At 62.7% G+C, this 16,293-nt stretch carries 17 protein-coding genes; 6 read left to right on the plus strand and 11 right to left on the minus strand.

Annotated features, from left to right (window positions below; genetic code table 11):
- Nucleotides 1-11 precede the first annotated feature (11 nt).
- On the minus strand, nt 12-758 hold the full coding sequence (recO, locus tag OVA00_RS13375) for a DNA repair protein RecO (RefSeq protein WP_034804316.1): 747 nt from the start codon (nt 756-758) through the stop codon (nt 12-14).
- A gap of 215 nt (nt 759-973) precedes the next feature.
- On the opposite strand from recO, the gene OVA00_RS13380 reads away from it, so the two are divergent.
- Nucleotides 974-1,717 (plus strand): L,D-transpeptidase, encoded by a 744-nt coding sequence (locus OVA00_RS13380; RefSeq protein WP_113294230.1) that lies wholly within the window; start codon nt 974-976, stop codon nt 1,715-1,717.
- Between the two features lie 103 nt (nt 1,718-1,820).
- On the opposite strand, the gene OVA00_RS13385 is transcribed toward OVA00_RS13380, so the two are convergent.
- Nucleotides 1,821-2,303: an SRPBCC domain-containing protein gene (locus OVA00_RS13385; protein ID WP_034804086.1), complete on the minus strand. Its 483-nt coding sequence runs from the start codon at nt 2,301-2,303 to the stop codon at nt 1,821-1,823.
- Nucleotides 2,304-2,353: 50 nt separating this feature from the next.
- On the opposite strand from OVA00_RS13385, the gene OVA00_RS13390 reads away from it, so the two are divergent.
- The 3 genes from OVA00_RS13390 to rkpK all read left to right on the plus strand — a co-directional run bounded on the left by OVA00_RS13390 (nt 2,354) and on the right by rkpK (nt 5,254).
- Nucleotides 2,354-2,677 (plus strand): ArsR/SmtB family transcription factor, encoded by a 324-nt coding sequence (locus OVA00_RS13390; protein WP_034804089.1) that lies wholly within the window; start codon nt 2,354-2,356, stop codon nt 2,675-2,677.
- Nucleotides 2,678-2,754: 77 nt separating this feature from the next.
- On the plus strand, nt 2,755-3,771 hold the full coding sequence (locus tag OVA00_RS13395) for an NAD-dependent epimerase (RefSeq protein ID WP_060522104.1): 1,017 nt from the start codon (nt 2,755-2,757) through the stop codon (nt 3,769-3,771).
- A 169-nt stretch (nt 3,772-3,940) separates the two neighbouring features.
- Entirely contained in the window at nt 3,941-5,254 is a 1,314-nt protein-coding gene (gene rkpK / locus OVA00_RS13400) for a UDP-glucose 6-dehydrogenase (RefSeq protein ID WP_060522103.1), read from the plus strand.
- 33 nt (nt 5,255-5,287) lie between these two features.
- Here the strand turns inward: rkpK and OVA00_RS13405 are convergent, their stop codons facing one another.
- From OVA00_RS13405 to OVA00_RS13420, 4 genes are all read right to left on the minus strand, one after another.
- Entirely contained in the window at nt 5,288-5,605 is a 318-nt protein-coding gene (locus OVA00_RS13405) for a hypothetical protein (RefSeq protein WP_034804097.1), read from the minus strand.
- 195 nt (nt 5,606-5,800) lie between these two features.
- Nucleotides 5,801-8,110, minus strand: a complete 2,310-nt coding sequence (locus tag OVA00_RS13410; protein ID WP_090294631.1) for a Tex family protein — start codon at nt 8,108-8,110, stop codon at nt 5,801-5,803.
- Between the two features lie 139 nt (nt 8,111-8,249).
- Nucleotides 8,250-9,557 carry an SAM-dependent methyltransferase gene (locus tag OVA00_RS13415; RefSeq protein ID WP_051659668.1) on the minus strand — a complete coding sequence of 436 codons (1,308 nt, stop codon included), beginning with the start codon at nt 9,555-9,557 and terminating at the stop codon, nt 8,250-8,252.
- A gap of 316 nt (nt 9,558-9,873) precedes the next feature.
- The gene (locus OVA00_RS13420; RefSeq protein ID WP_268089113.1) at nt 9,874-10,872 is read right to left on the minus strand and encodes a glutathione S-transferase family protein; all 999 of its coding nucleotides are present in this window, start codon (nt 10,870-10,872) and stop codon (nt 9,874-9,876) included.
- 179 nt (nt 10,873-11,051) lie between these two features.
- On the opposite strand from OVA00_RS13420, the gene OVA00_RS13425 reads away from it, so the two are divergent.
- Nucleotides 11,052-12,041, plus strand: coding sequence for a glycerophosphodiester phosphodiesterase family protein (locus OVA00_RS13425; RefSeq protein ID WP_113553257.1), 990 nt, complete (start codon nt 11,052-11,054; stop codon nt 12,039-12,041).
- A gap of 102 nt (nt 12,042-12,143) precedes the next feature.
- Entirely contained in the window at nt 12,144-12,572 is a 429-nt protein-coding gene (gene arsC / locus OVA00_RS13430) for an arsenate reductase (glutaredoxin) (RefSeq protein ID WP_268089116.1), read from the plus strand.
- Between the two features lie 75 nt (nt 12,573-12,647).
- Here arsC and era read toward each other — a convergent pair whose 3' ends face one another.
- From era to OVA00_RS13455, 5 genes are all read right to left on the minus strand, one after another.
- Nucleotides 12,648-13,577: a GTPase Era gene (gene era / locus OVA00_RS13435; protein WP_034804323.1), complete on the minus strand. Its 930-nt coding sequence runs from the start codon at nt 13,575-13,577 to the stop codon at nt 12,648-12,650.
- Between the two features lie 8 nt (nt 13,578-13,585).
- Nucleotides 13,586-14,302: a ribonuclease III gene (gene rnc / locus OVA00_RS13440; RefSeq protein ID WP_090294803.1), complete on the minus strand. Its 717-nt coding sequence runs from the start codon at nt 14,300-14,302 to the stop codon at nt 13,586-13,588.
- On the minus strand, nt 14,302-15,045 hold the full coding sequence (gene lepB, locus OVA00_RS13445; RefSeq protein ID WP_060522099.1) for a signal peptidase I: 744 nt from the start codon (nt 15,043-15,045) through the stop codon (nt 14,302-14,304). Before lepB ends, rnc begins: the two co-directional genes overlap by 1 nt.
- Nucleotides 15,046-15,205: 160 nt before the next feature.
- The gene (gene acpS / locus OVA00_RS13450) at nt 15,206-15,625 is read right to left on the minus strand and encodes a holo-ACP synthase (RefSeq protein WP_034804122.1); all 420 of its coding nucleotides are present in this window, start codon (nt 15,623-15,625) and stop codon (nt 15,206-15,208) included.
- A complete protein-coding gene (locus tag OVA00_RS13455) occupies nt 15,622-16,176 on the minus strand; it encodes a DUF2062 domain-containing protein (protein WP_060580957.1) in 555 nt (184 codons plus the stop codon). Before OVA00_RS13455 ends, acpS begins: the two co-directional genes overlap by 4 nt.
- Nucleotides 16,177-16,293: the final 117 nt, after the last annotated feature.

Below are 16,293 nucleotides of genomic sequence, written 5' to 3' on the forward strand. Positions count from 1 at the left end.
ACTCCTGGGAATCAGGCGGCTGAGGATTGCGCTTTCAGCGCCTTCAGCGCCGCATGGACGAAACCGTCGCGGGCGGAAGAAACGTCGAGACCGCGCGGCTCATAGACATGGCGGTGGAGGAAGAAGGCGGTCAGGCGGAAGGCGGCGGCGAGGCTGTCGTGATCCGCAGCCCTTCGCGCTTCGGCCGAAAGGAAGTCCGGCAACGCCAACATGCGGTCGGCATAACGCTCTCCGGCCTCCCGGCAGACCGCCCTGCCCGATTTCGGCGAGACATAGACGAGTTCGGTACGAGCGCCGGTTGCAACGCATTCGGTGAGATCGAGCCCGAAGCCGAGGTCGTTGAGGACTGCGAGTTCGAAACGGACGAACAATTCGCCGGCGTCGGCGGGATCGGCCAGATGGTCGACGATGACGGCCAGCGCCTCATAGAGATGCGGATGCGGGTCGCGCTCGGGAAGCAGCCTAAGGAGAGCGCCGAGCGCCTGGATACCATAGACCGAGGTTGCCGTTTCCATCAGCCGGGCGGCCCGCAGCTCCACCGGTTCGATCCGGAATTCGCCCATGTGCTCGTCGAGCCGGGCGCGCCAGGTGACCTCCACCGAGTTGCCCGGCTGCAGCACCGGCTGCATCGTGCGCGAACGCCCCGAGCGCACCATGCCGAGATGCCGGCCGTGGGTTTCGCTCATGACCTCGACGATGGCCGAGCTTTCGCCGTGCCGCCGGATCCCGAGAATGATGGCCTGATCGCTCCATTGCATGGCTATGGCATACACCCGTGGTCGAAAGCGGATCAAGCTGTCTTGCGGAAGCAAAACGCCATTGCCGACTGTAGCCTTTCGGCCACACCTAATGGTTGCCCCATTTGCGACATGCTGTCGCCGCCCCGACGCCGTCTTTGACATTAGAACGGAAGGGCGGCAAAAGCCGTGTCTCCCGCCCGAAAATGACAATCAGCAGGATCAGATATCTTATTATGTGTGTGTCCCGGAACAACGCCGGCCGCCTGGCGCAGCTCTTCGCCCTTCTTCTCGCCACCTCGACGCTCGCAAGCTGCGTTACCACGTCGGGCCCAGCCAAACCGAAGGGACCGGATCCATACTACGTGGCGATGTACGGCCCGCTGCCGAACGAAAAGTTCCCGCTGGATGCCATCGACATCAGCAAGGTCGACAAGCGCTATCTGCGCCAGCAGGTCGCCTACCAGACGCATGAGCCGCCGGGCACGATCGTGATCGATACCCAGAACCGCTTCCTCTACCTCGTGCAGGATGGCGGCATGGCGATGCGCTACGGCATCGGCGTCGGCAAGGCCGGCCTTGAGTTCGAAGGTGAAGCGCGGATCGCGCGCAAGGCCGAATGGCCGCGCTGGACGCCTACGCAAGAGATGGTGGCGCGCGAGCCGGAACGTTACGGCCCGCTTGCCGGCGGCATGGAGCCGGGCGTGCGCAACCCGCTTGGCCCCCGCGCGCTCTATCTATTCCAGGGCAACCGCGACACGCTGTTCCGCATCCACGGCACGACCGAGGCCTGGTCGATCGGCAAGGCCGTGTCCAGCGGCTGCATCCGTCTCTTCAATCCCGATATCATCGACCTCTACAGCCGCGTACCGGTCGATTCGCGCGTCGTCGTGCTGCAGGCCGAACCGCCGATGACGGAGCCGGCCGGCGGCATTCCCATGGCGAGCGCCGCCAATGGCGGCCTTCCTCCGATGTATTGAGACGCCGAATGCTCAGCCGGGCGCGCCTCAGTGACGCCCGGCGCATTCAGGCACATTAACGCCCGTCGCTCAAGTCGGCGCCGCACTGCAGACGACCGTCCGGCTAGGCCTGCGGCTCGAGCGCCGGCTTGCCTGAGAGTTCGCTGAGGTAATAGCCGTCGCGCAGGTTGATGCCGTATTCGAGCCAGGCCTTCATACAGGCGAGCATCTGCGACCAGCCCTCGCAGTTGACGTAGGAGCTCTTCTGCCCCTGCGCGTTCTCGCGCCAGCCGGTTTCGGCGATCGTCACCATCGTGGCGCCATCCTCCAGCGGCTGGAAGCGCATCTCCACACGGGTCTGGTAGGCATCCTCGCCCTCGGCGACCATGGCGCCCCAGCAAAAGACGATACGCTCGTTGGGCTCGACCACCTCCACCTGGATCGGCACCTCGCCCCACCAGGTCACGGTTGCGCCGGCCACCAGCGGCCCGCTGATGCCGCCGAGCGTCACGAAGTAGCGGCTGAGCTGGTCCGGATTGACGACCGCATCAAAAACCTGGGCGACAGGGCGGCCGATCCGTCCGTTCACACGAAATTCAAAGGGCATGGCGTATTCCTCCTGTCGGGGCCAACAAGAGTATGTTATAGAAACATAACATGTCAACCGATTCGAAAGACGACCTGGTATTCAAGGCGCTCGCCAACGGGCTGCGCCGGCAGATGCTCGACGCCATGCGCCAGGAGCCGCAGACCACCGGCATGCTCTGCGAGCGCTTCAGCAATCTCGACCGCTGTACGGTCATGCAGCACCTGAAAGTCCTTGAGCAGGCCGAGCTCGTACTCGTCCGCCGCGAGGGGCGTGAACGCTGGAACCATCTGAACGCATTGCCGATCCAGGCGATCCATGATCGCTGGATCAGCCAGTATGCCGGCCATGCGATGTCGGTGCTGTCCGCCCTGCAACAGGACCTCGACCGGTAACCAGACCGATGGTTTCGGCTTTCAATCGATCGGCTTTCTTCGTATGAACGGCCGATACGTAAATTGGGGACATCGTCGTGCGCTACCTCATCACCGGCACCGCAGGCTTCATCGGCTTTCACCTCGCCAAGCGGCTGATCGACGAAGGGCATTTCGTTGTCGGCTTCGACGGGATGACCCCCTATTACGACGTTACGCTGAAAGAGAATCGGCACGCGATCCTCGCTCGCTCGAACGGCTTCAAGCCCGTCGTCGGCATGCTTGAGGACAGAGACGCGCTGCGCCGGGCGGCCGAGCTCGCCGAACCCGAAGTCATCATCCACCTCGCCGCCCAGGCGGGTGTGCGCTACAGCCTCGAAAACCCGAAGGCCTATGTGGATTCCAACCTGGTCGGCTCCTGGAACATGCTGGAACTGGCGCGGGAGCTTAACCCTAAGCACCTGATGCTGGCCTCGACCTCCTCGATCTACGGCGCCAATGAAAAAATCCCGTTTGCCGAAACCGACCGTGCCGACGAGCCGATGACGCTCTATGCCGCCACCAAGAAGTCGATGGAGTTGATGGCGCACAGCTATGCCCATCTCTACAAGGTGCCGACCACTGCCTTCCGCTTCTTCACGGTCTACGGCCCCTGGGGGCGGCCCGACATGGCCCTGTTCAAGTTCGTCGATGCCATCCACAAGGGACAGCCGATCGATATTTATGGCGAAGGCCGCATGAGCCGCGACTTCACCTATATCGACGACCTGGTCGAGGGCATTCTCCGGCTTTCCCATGTGGCGCCGGCGGAAGAAAACCGCGTGCCGGAGGAAAAGGCCGAGGACACGCTCTCGCGCCAGGGGCCTTTCCGCGTGGTCAATATCGGCGGCGGGCAGCCGGTCGAACTGATGACCTTCGTCGAAACGGTCGAGAAGGCGGTCGGCAAGCCGGCGGTGCGCAACATGCTGCCGATGCAGCAGGGCGATGTGCCCCGCACCTACGCCTCCCCCGACCTTCTCGAAGCGCTGACCAATTTCAAACCCTCGCTTTCTGTCGAAGAGGGCGTGGCGCGCTTCGCTGCCTGGTACAAGGATTACTACAACGCGAACCGGTGAGCCGCTCACCAGCTACTCCCCACGGATTATTCTGCTGGCGGGACGGCTTGCTTTAAGCGCAATCGAGCATAAATGGGTGTGAACCTGAGCGCATAAGCAATTGCAAAAATACGCAATTGCACGTTCTATGAACTGAGTTCGCTGTGGAACACAACAAGGGAAAGAGCCTATGAAAATCACGATGATCGGCGCCGGCTATGTTGGCCTTGTTTCCGGCGTGTGTTTTGCGGACTTCGGTCACGACGTCGTTTGTCTCGACAAGGATGAGAGCAAGATCGACGCCTTGATGCAGGGGCGCATTCCGATCTTCGAACCCGGCCTGGACCAGTTGGTGGCCAGCAACGTCGCTTCGGGCCGCCTTACCTTCACGACTGATCTCGTTGCCGCCGTCGCCGACAGCGATGTCATCTTCATTGCGGTCGGCACGCCGTCACGGCGCGGTGACGGCCATGCCGACCTTTCCTATGTGCATGCGGCTGCGCGCGAGATTGCCGAGAACCTCAAGGGGTTCACCGTGATCGTGACGAAATCGACCGTTCCGGTCGGCACCGGCGACGAGGTCGAGCGCATCATCCGCGAAACCAATCCGGACGCCGATTTCGCCGTCGTTTCCAACCCGGAATTCCTGCGCGAGGGTGCCGCGATCGAGGACTTCAAGCGGCCCGACCGCATCGTCATCGGCCTTTCGGGCGACGACGCGCGGGCGCGGGACGTGATGACCGAGGTCTATCGTCCGCTCTATCTCAACCAGTCGCCGCTGGTCTTCACCTCGCGCCGCACCTCCGAGCTGATCAAATATGCCGGCAATGCGTTCCTCGCGATGAAGATCACCTTCATCAACGAGATGGCGGATCTCTGCGAGCGGGTCGGTGCCAATGTCCAGGATGTCGCCCGCGGCATCGGCCTCGATGGCCGAATCGGCTCGAAATTCCTGCATGCCGGTCCAGGTTACGGCGGATCGTGCTTCCCGAAGGACACCTTGGCGCTGGTGAAGACCGCGCAGGATTATGACAGCCCGGTGCGACTGGTCGAGACGACGGTGGCCGTCAACGACAACCGCAAGCGGGCCATGGGCCGCAAGGTCATCGCAGCGGCCGGCGGGGACGTGCGCGGCCGCAAGATCGCGATCCTCGGCCTCACTTTCAAGCCCAACACCGACGACATGCGCGACAGCCCGGCGATCGTGGTCGTCCAGACGCTGCAGGACGCTGGCGCCCATGTCATCGGCTATGACCCGGAGGGCATGGAAAACGCGAAGAAGGTGATCGACGGGATCGACTACGCCAGCGACCCCTACGAGGCCGCCAACGAAGCCGATGCGCTGGTCATCGTTACCGAATGGAACGAGTTCCGGGCGCTTGACTTCCGCCGGCTCAAGACCGTGATGAAGACGCCCATTCTCGTCGACCTCAGGAACATTTACCGCGAGGACGAGGTGGTGAAGCACGGCTTCAGCTATTCGAGCGTCGGCCGGTCGCTCTGACAGGAGCGGCTGCGCCCTCTCAGCCCCAAGAAGCTAGGCTTTCGGTATCGGCAAGGGTGGCAGGGTTTCCCAGCTCTTGCCGGCAAGGATGACGCAGCTTCGCCCATTGACGTCGGTGACGATCAGCGTCCAGCTGCCGTTGTCGGCAGCGTAGATCTCCATGATCGCCTGCTGGTTGATCAGCGCGGTTGCCGCCTGCTTCTCTTGATATTGCCGCGTCAGAAACGCGATCACCTCGGACCGGTCGGCACAATTGACCGGAGCCTGGGAGATCGCGGGAACGGGACGCGCCGCCACGCCCGCCGCCAAGAGGGCGACCAATGCCAGGCCGCGGATCGCACTGCCCACCATCACTGAACTCCTTTCACCGGACGCCCGGCGAAGGAGTTTGCGTTGACCTTTCCGTCGCCGGCCGGCTGCGGCATGGGCACGATATGCCCGCGCCGCCCTGCAGTCAGTATGGTGGAAAGGCCGGATTATTACAATTAGCTAATTTATAGAGCATGCGGCCGGGGGCGCCGGATGCGCCCGCGGCGAAGGCCTGCCCTATTTGCGCTTCATCGCTTCCATCAGCGCCGCACCGAAGGCGCCCTGAGCCGGTTGCTGCGGCTTCTGCTGGCGCGGGGCGGGACCACGATTGTTGTTGCCGCCCGGCGCGCCCGACCGCGGCTCGCGGCCCGTCTCGGCGCCACCATCCTTGCGCATGGTGAGGCCGATCCGCTTGCGCGGAACATCGACCTCCGTGACACGAACGGTCACCACATCGCCGGCCTTTACCACCTCATGCGGATCCTTGACGAAGCGATCCGCGAGCTGGGACACATGCACGAGGCCGTCCTGGTGCACGCCGATGTCGACGAAGGCGCCGAAGGCGGCGACATTGGTCACGGTGCCCTCGAGCTGCATGCCGACCTTCAGGTCCTTGATGTCGTCGATACCGTCGGCGAAGGTCGCGGTCTTGAAACTCGGGCGCGGGTCGCGACCGGGCTTTTCCAGTTCCGCAAGGATGTCCTTGACCGTCGGCAAGCCGAAGCGCTCGTCGACGAAAACCTTCGGATCGAGGCTCTTCAGCGCGACGCTGTCGCCCATCAGCGCACGTACGTCGCGACCACAGGCAGCAACAATTTTCTTGGCGACACCATAGGCCTCCGGGTGGACCGAGGAGGCGTCGAGCGGCTCTTTGCCGTTGGGAATGCGTAGGAAGCCCGCGCACTGCTCGAAGGTGCGCGCGCCGAGCCGTGGCACGTTCAACAGTTCCTTGCGGCTCGCAAACGGGCCGGTCGCATCGCGATGAGCGACGATCGCCTCGGCGGAGGATTTGCCGAGGCCTGAAACGCGCGCCAGCAGCGGCGCAGAAGCCGTGTTGACATCGACACCGACGGCATTCACCGCGTCTTCCACCACCGCATCCAGCGAACGGCTGAGCTTCGACTGGTCGACATCGTGCTGGTACTGGCCGACGCCGATCGACTTCGGCTCGATCTTCACGAGTTCAGCCAACGGATCCTGCAGGCGGCGGGCGATCGAGACCGCACCGCGCAGCGAAACGTCGAGACCCGGGAATTCCAGGGCGGCGGTTTCGGAAGCCGAGTAAACCGAGGCACCGGCTTCGGAAACGATGACCTTGGTCGGCTTCGGCGCCGGGAGCTGCGAGAGCATGTCGGTCACGAGCTTTTCGGTTTCGCGGCTGCCGGTGCCGTTGCCGATGGCGATCAGCTCCACCTTGTGCTTGCGAATGAGCGAAGCGAGTTCCGCCTGGGTGCCACGGACGTCGTTCTTCGGCGGAAACGGGTAGACGGTTGTGGTTTCGAGCAACTTGCCGGTGCCGTCGACGATGGCGACCTTGACGCCGGTGCGGATGCCCGGATCAAGCCCCATGGTCGCCCGCGATCCCGCAGGTGCGGCCAGCAGCAGATCCTTGAGGTTGCGGGCAAAGACGTGGATCGCCTCTTCCTCGGCGCGCTCACGCAGTTCGCGCATGAGATCGAGCGACAGCGACATGGAGAGCTTCACGCGCCAGGTCCAGCCGATCATCTCGGCAAGCCACTTGTCGCCCGGCAGGTGGCCACCGACATTGTAGGCGGCAGCGATCATGCGCTCGACCGGCTTGACCGGCGAGGTATCATCCTGGTCGACGACGATATCGACGGACAGCACCTCTTCGTTCCAGCCCCGCAGCATGGCCAGGGCGCGATGGCCTGGCGTCGTCGCCCAGCGCTCGGAATGATCGAAGTAGTCGGAGAACTTGGCACCCGCCTCCTGTTTGCCATCGACGACCTTGGCGCGCAGGAAGGCGGCCCCCTTCATGTGGTTGCGCAGGCGGCCGAGCAGATCGGCATTCTCCGTCATGCCTTCGGCGATGATATCGCGCGCACCATCGAGCGCCGTCTTCACATCGGCCACCTCTGCAGTCAGGAAGGCCGCGGCGCGGTCGGCAGGTGCTATGGAGCGATCAGCAAGGATCGCTTCTGCCAGAGGCCCGAGGCCACGCTCGCGGGCGATTTCCGCCTTGGTGCGGCGCTTTGGCTTATAGGGCAGATAGATGTCTTCGAGTTCGGCCTTGGTTTCGACGGCGGCGATCTTGGCTTCGAGTTCGGCGGTCAGCTTGTCCTGGCCGCGGATCGATTCGAGGATCGATGCACGGCGCGCCTCGAGTTCGCGCAGATAGGTCAGCCGTTCCGAAAGCATACGCAGCTGCGTATCGTCGAGCCCGCCCGTCACTTCCTTGCGGTAACGCGCGATGAACGGCACCGTGGCGCCCTCGTCGAGCAGCTCGACCGCCGCGACGACCTGCGAAGGTGTCGCCTTGATTTCGCTGGCGATGATGGCGGCGATGGGTTTTGCAGGGCTGGCCATATGGGAATTCCGTCTTTGCTGTTGATCGGCGACCATAAAGGCGCAGACCTTGAAGGCCAAGTGAAGGCCTTCAGCGGAAAACCGGAACTCCACAGAAGATGGATCGACCGCCCCGCTTTCAGGCGGGACGGCCGATGGTTCAGCACGCCATGGCGGCAGGCTCGACATGCTCCTGCTCGGGCACGACGTCCCAGGTGTTGACTGGCTCGAGCGGCGGCCGGCGCTTTTCGAACTCGATCAATTGCCGCTCCCTCTCCTCGATATAGCCGCGCGAGGCCGGGACGGCACCGAGAGACGGTGAGATCTGCAGCTGGAAGATGAAGTGCTTGTCGTAGAGGAAGGCCGTCTCAGACGCAGCCAGATAGAACTCCCACATGCGGAAGAACCGCTCGTCATAGAGCTTGATCGCCTCTTCGCGCCGGGCGACGAAACGCTCGCGCCAGGCTTTCAACGTCCAGGCATAGTGCATCGGCAGGATTTCGACATCCTTCACCAGCAGCCGCGTGCGCTCGACGGAAGGCAGGACCTCCGAAATCGCCGGGATATAGCCGCCGGGGAAGATGTACTTCTCGATCCACGGGTTGGTGGCCCAGGGCTTGTAGATCTGGCCGATCGAATGCAGCAGCATGACGCCGTCGGGCTTCAACAGCGCGTTCATCTTGTCGAAAAAGTTGCCGTAGTTGCCGATGCCGACATGCTCGAACATGCCGACCGAGACGATGCGGTCGAACTGCCGGCCCTGCAAAGTGCGGTAGTCCTGCAGTTCGAAGCGGACCCGATCGGAGAGCCCACGCCTGGCGGCACGATCCCGCGAGACCTTCAGCTGCTCTTCGCTGAGCGTGATGCCGGTGACCTCAACGCCCGAGGATTCGGCCAGATACATGGCCATGCCGCCCCAGCCGGAGCCGACCTCCAGCACCTTCTGGCCCGGCTCCAGCAGGAGCTTTGCCGCGATATGCCGTTTTTTGGCGAGCTGCGCGGCATCGAGCGATATGCCCTGCGGTTGAAAATAGGCGCAGGAATATTGCCAGTCCTCGTCGAGGAACAGGTCGAAAAGCTTGCGATCAAGGTCGTAGTGATGGGCGACGTTGTGCCGGTTACGATTGACCGGGATTCGGCTCAGCAATTGCTGACGCAACACATGCCACAGGCCGGTCATCGTGTTGGTGGCATTGGCCGCGTTCTCGATGCCGTTTTCCTTGACGATCGAGAGCACATCAAAGATGTCGCCCTTCTCGATGACGACACGCCCGTCCATATACATTTCACCGAAACGAAGACCGGGATCACGAACGATCGCCGCCTCCGCCTCCGCATCGATGATGCGGATTGATGCCGGCTTTCCGCTGCCGTCACCCAGGATCACTTTTTCACCGGAAGAAAATACAACCGTCAGGTTACCGTTGCGCACCAGACGGCGAAGCAATGTCAACAATGCTGCATTCATATCCCACCCCTACCAGAGCTACCGAACGTGTCCTGGTGCATGAGAGATGCGAAGGGTCGGCTCTTTCGGGGCTTCAGGAGTGGTTGCGCGGGGCGCATCGGGAACAGGCGCCAGCGCGTCCGGAAGCGGCGAGAACCGGCACGGGCGTAGCCTCACGGGTATTCGGCGGGCACATCGCCGCGACTTCGTCAGGCAGCCGCCATCGGGCTCCTATCCATCAGAACTCAAATTAAGGTAGGAAGCTTCGATCGATTGACAATGGGTTCTTTATGGCCCCTCATAAATTTGTTTCCTTAGCAAATGCTGAGAAACAAACCTAGACTTCAGCGACGCCTAGACCGGGCAGACGCGCGCGGTCATGGGGCCGGTAGAAATCGAGCAGCGGGCCTGCCGGAACGATGCGCGTCGGGTTGATGTGGACGATGCCATAGTAGCCGCGCTTGATATGGTCGATGCGTACGCTCTCGCGGATGCCTGGCCACTGGTAGATCTCGCGGAGGTAATTCGACAGCGCCGGATAATCCTCGATCCGGCGGATGTTGCATTTGAACGCCCCGTGATAGGCCGCGTCGAAGCGAACGAGGGTAACGAAGAGGCGGATGTCGGCCTCGGTCAGGTGCTCGCCGGCGAGGTAACGATTGTCCGCAAGGTGGGCCTCCAGTTCGTCGAGCATGCCAAAGAGGCTTGCCACCGCCTCGTCATAGGCGCCCTGGGTCTTGGCGAAGCCGGATCGATAGACGCCGTTGTTGACACGCTCGTAAATCGGGCCGTTCCAGCGGTCGATCTCGGCACGCAGCGCCTCGGGGTAGAAGTCGAGCCGGTTGCCGGTGAGCCCATCAAAGGCCGAGTTCAAGATGCGGATGATATCGGCGGACTCGTTGTTGACGATCCGCCCTTCGCGCATGTCCCAGAGCACGGGAACAGAGACCTTACCGGTGTAGGTCGGATCGCTCGCCACATAGAGTTCGTGATGGAAGCGGATCTTGCCGACGCGCGCGCCGGCATCGACAGGCTCGTCATAGACCCAGCCATCTTCGCCCAGTTCCGGATTGGAAACGGTCAAGCCGACAATGTCCTGCAAGCCCTTGAGATTGCGGAAGGCGATCGTACGCGAGGCCCAAGGGCAGAGATAGGAAACGAACAGGCGGAAGCGCCCGGCCTCGGCTGGCAAGGCCTCCTGCCCTTCCGGGCCCGGCCTGCCATCGGGCGTGATCCAGCGGTGAAACCGCGTCGGCTCGCGATGGAACGCGCCGCCCTTCATCTCGCTCGCCGCAACGTCGCCCTTGACCCATTTTCCCTCGACGAGCTGCGGCATCTCTTTCTCCTGGATCGCAAGTCTGTGACGGCTACCTCTCACGGGGCCCGGACCACGGTCAACCGCGCGCGCGGGTGACACATTGTTCGCAATCCGCGACACGCACGCACGCGATACGTGCAAAACAACATCGTCGCGCCACAATGTCGGGCAATCCCGATTCCCAGAGGAGAATCAGGATGAAGAAAGCGCTTGCCATTTTCGTGCTGTTTGTCGCGGTCGTGTGGTTGATGAACACATCGTTGTTCGTCGCGCCGCCGGCGGGCACCGCAAAACTGCTTGCCCACCGAGGCATGCATCAAACCTATCCGAAGGACAACGTCGGCAGGGACACGTGTACGGCAACGATCATCAGGACGCCGGAGCATCCCTATCTCGAAAACACGATCGCCTCGATGCAGGCCGCCTTCGACGCCGGCGCAGATGTCGTCGAACTCGACGTGCATCTGACGCCCGACAGACAGTTCGCCGTCTTCCACGACTGGACGCTCGATTGCCGGACCGAGGCCAAGGGCGTGACCGAGGAAACGCCGATGACGGCGCTGAAGTCTCTCGACATCGGCTATGGCTACACGGCCGACGGCGGCAAGACCTTCCCGTTCCGCGGCAAGGGCGTCGGCCAGATGCCGACGCTCGAGGAGGTGCTGGCCGCCCTGCCCGACCGCAAGTTCCTGATCAACTTCAAGAGCCGGCGCGCCGAGGAAGGCGCTGAACTCGCAACGCGTGTCGACGCGCAACCGCAATGGCGGGAGGCCGTGTTCGGCGTCTATGGCGGCGAGGAGCCGACCCGCGAGACGCTGAAACGCCTGCAAGGGATGCGAGGCTACGACCGGACGTCAACGATGGCGTGCCTGACCCGTTATCTCGGCTACGGCTGGAGCGGCCTGATGCCGGACGCGTGCAAGAACACGTTTGTGATCGTGCCCGGCAATTATGCGCCGCTTCTCTGGGGCTGGCCCGACCGTTTCGCTGCACGGATGAAGGCGGCCGGAAGCGAGATCATCCTGCTCGGTCCCTATGGCGGCGGCGATTTCACCACCGGCATCGACACGATGCAGGACCTGGAAATGGTACCGCCAGGGTTCTCCGGCTACATCTGGACCAACCGGATCGAGATGATCGGCCCGGCGCTCGCAAAGCGGCAGGTCGCTGACGCCGGTACGAACTGACACGGGCGGCCGACTTGCCTGCGGCAAGCTTCGACCCTATGGCTTTGAGCAACCGTCGAAGCTGGCCGCAGCGGCGGTCTCAACACCGCGGAAGGCAAGCGCATGAACGTCACGATCTACCACAACCCCGCCTGCGGCACCTCGCGCAACACGCTGGCGATGATCCGCAACGCCGGTATCGAGCCGACGGTGATCGAGTATCTGCAGGCCCCGCCGTCGCGGCAGGCGCTGGAAAAAATGATTGCCGATGCCGGCCTGACGGTGCGGGACGCACTCCGCGAGAAAGGCACGCCCTATGCGGAACTCGGGCTTGGCGAGCCCACGGTCAGCGACGATCGGCTGATCGACGCAATGATGGCCCACCCGATCCTCATCAACCGCCCCTTCGTGGTGACGCCGATCGGAACGCGGCTCTGCCGTCCATCCGAACGGGTGCTCGACATCCTGCCGGACACGCACAAGGGCCCGTTCTCGAAGGAGGACGGCGAACCAGTTCTCGATGCAAAAGGAAAGCTGATAGCGGGCGCCTGAGGCCGCCTGCGTTTGATACGGCACCCGCTTCAACGGGTGCCGTAAAACATCACACCAAACGGTGTGCGTGCGGCCTTATCGCGGAAATTCCAGACCCATTTCGCGGAAGCGCTCGGGGTCGTCGCCCCAGTTTTCGCGTACCTTGACGAACAGGAACAGGTGCACCGGCTGCTCAAGGATCTCGGAGATCTCCTTGCGCGATGCGGTCGAGATCGCCTTGATCGCATCGCCGCCCTTGCCAAGCGCGATCTTCTTCTGGCTCTCGCGCTCGACATAGATCACCTGCTCGATGCGCACCGAGCCGTCCTTGCGCTCTTCCCACTTCTCGGTTTCGACATGCGAGGCATAGGGAAGTTCCTGGTGCAGCCGCAGGAAGAGCTTTTCGCGGGTGATTTCAGCGGCAAGCTGGCGCATCGGCAGATCGGAGATCTGGTCTTCCGGATAGTACCAGGGGCCTTCCGGCAGCGTCTCAGCCAGGTAATCCATCAGATCCGTGCAGCCCGAGCCGTTCAGCGCCGAGATCATGAAGGTGCGCTCGAACTTGATCGTCTCGTTGGCGGCAGCCGCCAGCTTCAAGAGGTCTTCGGGACGCACCTGGTCGATCTTGTTCAGCACCAGGATCTTCGGCTGGTGCACTTCCTTCAGCCCCTCGAGGATCGCTTCCGCATCGCCCTTCAGGCCGCGTTCGCTGTCGATCAGGAACATGATCACATCCGCATCCTTGGCGCCGCCCCAGGCGGTCGTGACCATGGCGCGGTCGAGCCGGCGGCGCGGCTTGAAGATGCCGGGCGTGTCCATGAAAACGATCTGGGCGTTGTCATGAATGGCAATGCCACGCACGATCGCGCGCGTCGTCTGCACCTTGTGGCTGACGATCGAAACCTTGGCACCGACGAGGCGGTTGACCAGGGTCGACTTGCCTGCGTTGGTCGCTCCGATCATCGCCACGAAGCCCGAGTGGGTCGGCGCGCCTTCGGCGGCCGTATCTTTTTCCATGTCCGTCATGTTTTCCGTCAATTTCCGGCGGAACTCTTCCGCCACACGCCTTCGCGTTCCAACAATTTCGTCGCGGCCACCTGCTCGGCTCCGCGCTTGGATCTGTCCGTTCCGGTCTCCGGCGCGACACCCGTAACTTCGACGGTTACCGTGAAGCGGGGGTCGTGGTCGGGGCCGGAGCGCTCATCCGTCCGGTAGGCCGGCGCAATGCCGAACTTGGCATGCGCCCATTCCTGCAATTCGGTCTTTGCATCGCGGCGCGCCCCATCGGCACGCACCGCGCGATCTTTCCAATGGCGCAGCACGAAGCCCCGGGCAGCTTCGAGACCGCCGTCGAGATAGATGGCGGCGATCAGCGACTCTACCACATCCGCCCGCACATTCATCATCGCCTTGCCGGTTATCTTCTTGACGTCCGAGCCTGTGCGGATGAATTGGTGCAGCTCCAGGTCATCGGCGACCTTGGCGCAGCTTTCGGCGCTGACGAGCTGGTTCAGCCGGACCGAAAGCTCGCCCTCATTGGCATCGCGAAAGGTCTGGAACAGAAGCTCCGCCACGCAAAGCCCGAGCACCCGGTCACCCAGGAATTCGAGGCGCTGATAGTTGGAACCCTTGGCGCTTCGCGCGCTGGAATGGGTGAGCGCCCGATCAAGGCGCTCCTTCTCCGTGAACTGATAACCGATCACGGCCTCAAGCTTTACCCGATCCTCCGCGCCCAGCGACCGCGACTTCATCATTCGACCGCCTTGAACAGACGGTCGTAGCGCAGGTTCGTCGGCCACTTCCACACTTCGCGGAACGAGGTGTCGTGACCGAGCGAGAAGAAGATCATGCTGGCGCGGCCGACGAGGTTTTCGGCAGGCACGAAGCCGACGTCGAAGCGGCTGTCAGCCGAGTTGTCGCGGTTGTCGCCCATCATGAAGTAATGGCCGGCGGGCACGATGAATTCGCGGGTATTGTCGCCGCGCGCATCCGGGAACTGGTCAAGCGTGTCATAGGAGACGCCATTGTCCATCGTTTCGCGGAAAACCGGAACGTCGCCGCCGGTGTCGTACTGGTCGTCGGCGCGGAAGCCGCCATCCGGCGTGCGCTCGACCGGCTTGTCGTTGATGTAGAGGATGCTGTTGCGCACCTGGATGCGGTCGCCCGGCAGGCCAACGAGGCGCTTGATGTAGTCGATATCCGGGTTCGGCGGGAAGCGGAAGACGACGATATCGCCGCGCTTCGGCTCACTTGCAAAGATGCGGCCGGAGAACAGATCGGGCGAAAGCGGCAGCGAGTACTTGGAGAAGCCGTAGGCGAACTTGTTGACGAAGATGTAGTCGCCAACCAGCAGCGTCGGCATCATCGAGCCGGACGGAATGGTGAAGGGCTGAAAGAGAACCGTACGGATGACCAAGGCCAGGAGCAATGCCTGGATGACGACCTTCACGTTCTCCCAGAGGCCGCTCTGCTTCGCTTCTGTCTTTTCTGCCACGCTACTGTGTTCCTTTATCATCGCAACGCCCGCGCGGGGCCTGCTCTCAACTTTTGTCCGTACTCTCGGTCCGGCTTTGGACTGCGCGCAATCCCGGTCTCATATGCTGCAAACCGCCGCCCCTTCAATCGGTCAGGGCCGGTTTTTCCAGCGGAATGCTCTAAACCGTTCCCTCAATCGGGGCAACGGGCAGCGCCTCGATAATCACGAAGGCCTGGGCCAGTGGAAAATCATCGGTAATCGTCAGATGAATGGCGGCGCGATGATGCGGCGGCAACATCTGCTCCAGACGCGCGGCGGCACCGCCGGTCAGGTTCATTGTCGGCTTGCCGCCCGGCAAATTGATGACCCCCATGTCCTTCCAGAAGACGCCCTGCGCGAGGCCTGTGCCGAGCGCCTTGGAACAGGCTTCCTTGGCGGCGAAGCGCTTGGCGTAGGATGCCGCGCGGTTCTTCCGCCCTTCGGACTTGGCGATCTCGATTTCGGTGAAACAGCGCTGAACGAAGCGCTCGCCGAAGCGGGAAAGCGAGTTTTCGATCCGCCTGATATCGATCAGATCGCTGCCTATGCCTATGATCATGAAGAGGATCCGAGCTCTTTGGTGCGTGCCCGGCGGCGCTTTTGGAAGAGCCGGGCCGCCTGGTAGGCCGCAATATAGGAAAGGACGGCGCCGCCTGCCGCGAGCGGCAATGAGCCGACCAGCATCGGCTTGAACACCGGACCCCAAAGGGCCGGAAGGTCGAGGTGCTCGACCATGCGCATGACGTCGGCCGAGCTCGCAGCGTGTGCGCTCTCGACGCCGAGGATTGCCGTCCCGAGTTCGTAGGACGCCGTCAGGATCATCGGGATCGTGACGGGATTGGCGAGCGCGGTCGTGATCGCCGCCGCCACGAGATTGCCCGAGAACAGGAAAGCGAGCGCAACCGCTATAAGGATGTGCAGACCGAAAAATGGCGTGAAGGACGAAGCGGCACCCGCCGCCACGCCGACGGCAATCGAATGCGGTGTCGATGAAAGGCGCAACACACGCAGCGTCACATAACGCAGGCCGCGTGCAAAACCCTTGCGCGGCCAAACGATGGACCGCAGCCTTTCGGAAATCGTAACCGGTTTTCTGCGCCTGAATAACATATGCCGTCATGACCGCGTCTTGAAGCCGTCAGCCGGCACAAGACCGCGCGTCCGCCTGTTTTCTGGCCGCAAGATAGGCGTCCTGCCTGTCGCTTGCAACCCGCACAGGCGCCGCGC

Origin of the sequence: Ensifer sp. SL37 (genome assembly GCF_026672675.1) — a bacterium.
GTDB classification, from domain to species: domain Bacteria; phylum Pseudomonadota; class Alphaproteobacteria; order Rhizobiales; family Rhizobiaceae; genus Ensifer; species Ensifer adhaerens.

Coding starts and splice junctions, on each gene's coding strand:
- OVA00_RS13455 (WP_060580957.1), bottom strand. CDS start 16,176: ATGTTATTCAGGCGCAGAAAACCGGTTACGATTTCCGAAAGGCTGCGG.
- rnc (WP_090294803.1), bottom strand. CDS start 14,302: ATGAAGTCGCGGTCGCTGGGCGCGGAGGATCGGGTAAAGCTTGAGGCC.
- OVA00_RS13420 (WP_268089113.1), bottom strand. CDS start 10,872: ATGCCGCAGCTCGTCGAGGGAAAATGGGTCAAGGGCGACGTTGCGGCG.
- acpS (WP_034804122.1), bottom strand. CDS start 15,625: ATGATCATAGGCATAGGCAGCGATCTGATCGATATCAGGCGGATCGAA.
- OVA00_RS13380 (WP_113294230.1), top strand. CDS start 974: ATGTGTGTGTCCCGGAACAACGCCGGCCGCCTGGCGCAGCTCTTCGCC.
- OVA00_RS13385 (WP_034804086.1), bottom strand. CDS start 2,303: ATGCCCTTTGAATTTCGTGTGAACGGACGGATCGGCCGCCCTGTCGCC.
- OVA00_RS13410 (WP_090294631.1), bottom strand. CDS start 8,110: ATGGCCAGCCCTGCAAAACCCATCGCCGCCATCATCGCCAGCGAAATC.
- OVA00_RS13425 (WP_113553257.1), top strand. CDS start 11,052: ATGAAGAAAGCGCTTGCCATTTTCGTGCTGTTTGTCGCGGTCGTGTGG.
- OVA00_RS13390 (WP_034804089.1), top strand. CDS start 2,354: ATGTCAACCGATTCGAAAGACGACCTGGTATTCAAGGCGCTCGCCAAC.
- OVA00_RS13405 (WP_034804097.1), bottom strand. CDS start 5,605: ATGGTGGGCAGTGCGATCCGCGGCCTGGCATTGGTCGCCCTCTTGGCG.
- arsC (WP_268089116.1), top strand. CDS start 12,144: ATGAACGTCACGATCTACCACAACCCCGCCTGCGGCACCTCGCGCAAC.
- rkpK (WP_060522103.1), top strand. CDS start 3,941: ATGAAAATCACGATGATCGGCGCCGGCTATGTTGGCCTTGTTTCCGGC.
- OVA00_RS13415 (WP_051659668.1), bottom strand. CDS start 9,557: ATGAATGCAGCATTGTTGACATTGCTTCGCCGTCTGGTGCGCAACGGT.
- recO (WP_034804316.1), bottom strand. CDS start 758: ATGCAATGGAGCGATCAGGCCATCATTCTCGGGATCCGGCGGCACGGC.
- era (WP_034804323.1), bottom strand. CDS start 13,577: ATGACGGACATGGAAAAAGATACGGCCGCCGAAGGCGCGCCGACCCAC.